Raw genomic sequence first — 4358 nt, 5'->3', positions numbered from 1 at the left:
GACCGCATTTACCGGCGTAGATAGTCAAAATCTACCAGATGTTATGGTAAGTGTTCAATTTATTCTTGCAATTGGCGTTCGAATATCTTTTAAAGAGATAAATTGTTGAGTAGATCCTTTTTTACGTAGATTTATTTGTTGCTGGCCGCTTGGGCTTAATAAGTAATAATATATCCAATCAGAAAGCACCTTATCTCCATGAAATTTAAGTAATGCTACATTCTTTATTACATATGGAACGCTACTTTTTCTTTCCTGATATACATTTCCGACGGTACCAATCATGGATAAGAGAATATCGTATTGTTCAACTATGCTTCTTTCATTTATCTTTTTAGCATCCTGAAACGATACTTTTTTCAAGCCCTCAAAATCTATTTTTTGATTTTTCAATCCCTTAGTGGTCAGTAAGTACACACCATCTTCAACTGCTTTTGGAGAATCGTGTGTCCCATCCCTAACATCTATGAAATCCTCAAATTTCATACCCCAACTCCTTCAATACATCCTTGATTTCAGCCTGAAGTTTGTTACTTTCAGCAAACTGTTCCTTGAGTTCACTTGTCAAGCGCGACATCTTCTCGTCAAAACTTTCGTCATCTTCCTCTTCCTCAGGAAGTCCTACATAACGACCTGGCGTAAGTACGTAATCATTTTTTACTATTTCATCCAGGTGTGCTGCCTTACAAAAGCCAGGTATGTCTTCATACTTTTGCCCGTTAGTGCCGCGATAAGCATGATACGTGTCCGCAATCTTTTTGATATCTTCATCACTAAATGCCTTATGGGTCCTGTCGATCATTTCACCCATTTGTCTGGCATCAATAAAAAGCGTTTCGCCCTTACGATCACGTTCATCCTCAGATGACTTATTCATGTCAATGAACCAAAGAGAAACAGGGATCTGTGTTGAATAGAACATTTGCCCAGGTAAGGCTACAATTGCATCAATCTTATCATCTTCCAGAACTGCTTTTCTAATAGCTAATTCTTCTTTACGAGAAGTCGAAAGCGCGCCGTTTGCCAAAACAAAACCTGCTTTACCATCTGGTTGCAGCTTACTAATGATATGCTCCATCCAAGCATAGTTTGCGTTGCTTTCCGGCGGAACCCCATACTTCCAACGTGCATCATCCTTAAGCTTTTCACCGCCCCAGTCCTTAATGTTGAACGGTGGATTTGCAAGAATGTAATCGAAATGGGTTCCTTTGTGCATGTCATTGGCAAAAGTATCACCTTGGTGAGGACCTAAATCATTGTCAATTCCTCTAATTGCCAAGTTCATCTTAGCCAATTTCCAAGTTGTCGGGTTTGATTCTTCACCATAAACGGCCAAATCGTCAATTCTGCCTTGGTGTTCTTTTACGAATTCTTCTGACTGAACAAACATCCCACCTGAACCACAGCATGGGTCATAGACACGCCCTTTATAAGGCTCAATCATTTCTACTAAAGTTTTAACGATAGAGCGAGGAGTATAGAATTCACCGCCACCCTTACCTTCAGCTGAAGCAAACTGTTGCAAGAAGTATTCGTAAACTCTACCCAAGACATCCCGATCTTGGGATTCCTCACTACCGACATCAATATCAGAAATCAAGTCAACCACTTTACCCAAGCGACTCTTATCTAAATCAGGAGATTCATAGTTCTTACTCAAAATACCTTGAATGCTTGGGTTTTCTTTTTCGATTGCTTCCATGGCCTGGTCTATAACTTCGCCAATTTGCTGAGTCTTTGAGGCACCTGCGATATTTTCCCACCGAGCTTGCTTCGGGATCCAGAAAATATTTTCCGCTTCGTATGCATCCCTATCCTCAGCATCCTCTGGGAAATCAGACTTAAGCAATTCTTGGTGCTTTTCTTCAAAGGCATCGGATACGTACTTCAAAAAGATTAAGCCGAGTACAACGCTTCTGTACTCTGATGCATCCATATTCCCACGAAGCGCATCAGCAGCTTTCCATAACTTATCTTCAAAATTCAGTTCTTTACTTTTGGTTGCCATAGTTTCCTCTCAAACATTTTTATGAACAAACTTAACCCAAATCATTGTTACCCTCAAAATGACTTTTCACATCAGTAGTTTATTCGATCGTGCAAATAGGATGTCTAAGAAATCCTAACGATGTAACAATTTATAGGGCTACTGCTAACTTAATTATACCTACTTTTTCTCCATTATTCAGAGATACTTACAGCTTTGATAGCTTGACGAGCTTCTGGAGTATCAAACTTATTCAGCAGCTCGATCATTTCCTTCTTACTCTTTTCAATTACTCTCTGCTTAGCTGACAAGGATGATATCGTTGCTTCAACATCGATCTTTTTCTCTAAGAACGTGTCGATATAACGTGGAATGTTCAAATTATAGTCGTTCTCACGAATTTCATCTAAGCTGACCAATCTTGAATAACGATCTACTTCTTCTCGGTTGCGGTAAGTATGCAGTATCTTGGCAAATCCTTCCTCAGTAAGGAAATTCTGTTTTAAGCGAGTAGCGTTCTTTACTCCATCTCGACTTGCATCAATAAATAAGATCTTGTCTGACTTCTTTTGCTTGAAGATAAGCAACACGGTATAGATAGCCATATAATTACGTGCACCTTGTGGCAGTGAAATTACTGCATGTATATTTTGCTTTTCCAAAAGGTATTTTCGAATTTCACCTTCAGTGGCTGATCTAAACAGTGCGCCAGTTGGTAACATTACAGCCATAGTTCCATCTTCACTCAGATGTTGTAATCCCCTCAACACATATGCGTAGTCAGCTTTAGACTTGGGAGGTAACACTCCAACCTCTGAGAAACATGGATCGTTCAGTAATTCTGGATTTGCATCCCAATGTCTAGAAAATGGCGGTATCATTGGAATAATGTCAAATTTACTGTTTGCGTCAAACTCTTCGTCTTTAAGAAAGTCTCCCCTCACGAAGTTATCATGAATTGTTTGAGCGTCTATTCCATGAATCAGCATATTCATTTTTAACAATCGAAATATATCTGAAGATAATTCTTCACCATACAGTTCCACATTACTTAGGAACTTTTCTTTCAGAGTTAGTAAGAGCGATCCAGACATTGCTACAGGATCAAATATTGATACCTTCTCCTTCTTTACCTCGATGTTCAAAATCTCGGCAATTAATTCTCTCATCTGTTTAGGGGCATCACCTGAATACATCTTTCTGCGATCTGAATAACAATTTTCCAACAGTTCATCAAATAAGAAACTTGATTCATTTACAGAAAATCCCGTGAAATCACAAGTCGTAAGGTAGTCTTCTAATGACTTATCTTTGATTTCACCAAGATGCGGATACTCTGAGATAAACATATCTGAAAGCAGTGGGTTGGTAACTGCGAACTTCTGAAATGCTTCATACCAATTTTCTGAATTTGTGCGATCTTTTTGAGCGACCTTCTCAAACAGATAGTTAGGTTCAATGTAGTAGCCAATTTTATCTTTTGATTCATTTTCGTCTACTGGCTTAATTGCTCGTTGCCGATCAGACAGGATTTTGTAAGCCAGCAGTTCAAATGCGGTACTGCGATTTTCAAAAGCAAATCCGCTACTCTCTAATATATCTTTGCTGATTTGATCAATTCTTTCTTCGCTAATCATTGGTGCACTCCTTAGCAATTGCGTTGAAAACTAGCTGTTCTTGCTGTACAAGGGCTTCTTCAGTTTGATGCCGATAGATCAACCAATTGCGATAAATCTGACCTAATTCCTTTTGCTTTTCCAGATCAGGCAAAACAATTTTCAGCTCGCGCAAGAACTTTGCTCCCAAGTGCTTAATCGTTGAGACTTGCCCTTGCGCTGATAATTCGATTTGCTTTTGAATATCTTCTGCTTCGTTTAAGTAGTAACAAAGATACCATTCATCCACCTTTGTCCGATTAGGAACGATTTTTGCAAAGTTCAAGGAAAGGATTGAACCGGCAGTAGCTCTCGATACCACAGCCGCTTGAGGATTAATGAGTCGTAAAGCTAAATCCCCTTCATTAAAGGTAGTTGGAATGCCGACCTGCTTTGACGGTTTAATTTCATCTAGATAATTAAGATCTTGTCTAAGCGAATCTACATTATAGATATTTTCCTGCTCTTCCTTGGTCATTCTGTTGCTGTTTTTACCGAAAGATAATTCGGCAATCTCTTTCAGTTCTTTTGTTTCCATCACAATTTCTCTCTGCTTTCTGTTGTATTGTTTAATTACGGTTCATAAAGAGCATAAAAAGCCTTCATTTACTTTCAAAGATGCACTTTTAGTTTGTTGCTAATTTCCCAGGATTTTACAACTCAAACCATACGGCTGACAGATTTTCTGCCAGCCGTATTTCTTTTATGCATGACTT

General features: G+C 38.8%; 4 protein-coding genes. All 4 read right to left on the bottom strand.

What is annotated here, in order from left to right; genetic code table 11:
- Nucleotides 1-54 precede the first annotated feature (54 nt).
- The 4 genes from FD23_RS08235 to FD23_RS08220 all read right to left on the bottom strand — a co-directional run bounded on the left by FD23_RS08235 (nucleotide 55) and on the right by FD23_RS08220 (nucleotide 4180).
- Nucleotides 55-486 carry a restriction endonuclease subunit S domain-containing protein gene (locus FD23_RS08235; protein ID WP_052933777.1) on the bottom strand — a complete coding sequence of 144 codons (432 nt, stop codon included), beginning with the start codon at nucleotides 484-486 and terminating at the stop codon, nucleotides 55-57.
- Nucleotides 476-2008, bottom strand: a complete 1533-nt coding sequence (locus tag FD23_RS08230) for a class I SAM-dependent DNA methyltransferase (RefSeq protein WP_025895299.1) — start codon at nucleotides 2006-2008, stop codon at nucleotides 476-478. The genes FD23_RS08235 and FD23_RS08230 overlap by 11 nt, the downstream gene beginning before the upstream one ends.
- Before the next feature lie 173 nt (nucleotides 2009-2181).
- Complete coding sequence (locus FD23_RS08225; RefSeq protein WP_025895301.1) at nucleotides 2182-3624, bottom strand: N-6 DNA methylase; 1443 nt, start codon at nucleotides 3622-3624, stop codon at nucleotides 2182-2184.
- Nucleotides 3617-4180 (bottom strand): restriction endonuclease subunit S, encoded by a 564-nt coding sequence (locus FD23_RS08220; RefSeq protein WP_025895304.1) that lies wholly within the window; start codon nucleotides 4178-4180, stop codon nucleotides 3617-3619. Before FD23_RS08220 ends, FD23_RS08225 begins: the two co-directional genes overlap by 8 nt.
- Nucleotides 4181-4358: the final 178 nt, after the last annotated feature.

The organism is Lactobacillus delbrueckii subsp. delbrueckii DSM 20074 = JCM 1012 (genome assembly GCF_001433875.1).
Lineage (GTDB): Bacteria > Bacillota > Bacilli > Lactobacillales > Lactobacillaceae > Lactobacillus > Lactobacillus delbrueckii.
The sequence above is the reverse complement of the archived record's forward strand: the minus strand, read 5'-3'. Positions and strand labels throughout refer to the sequence as shown.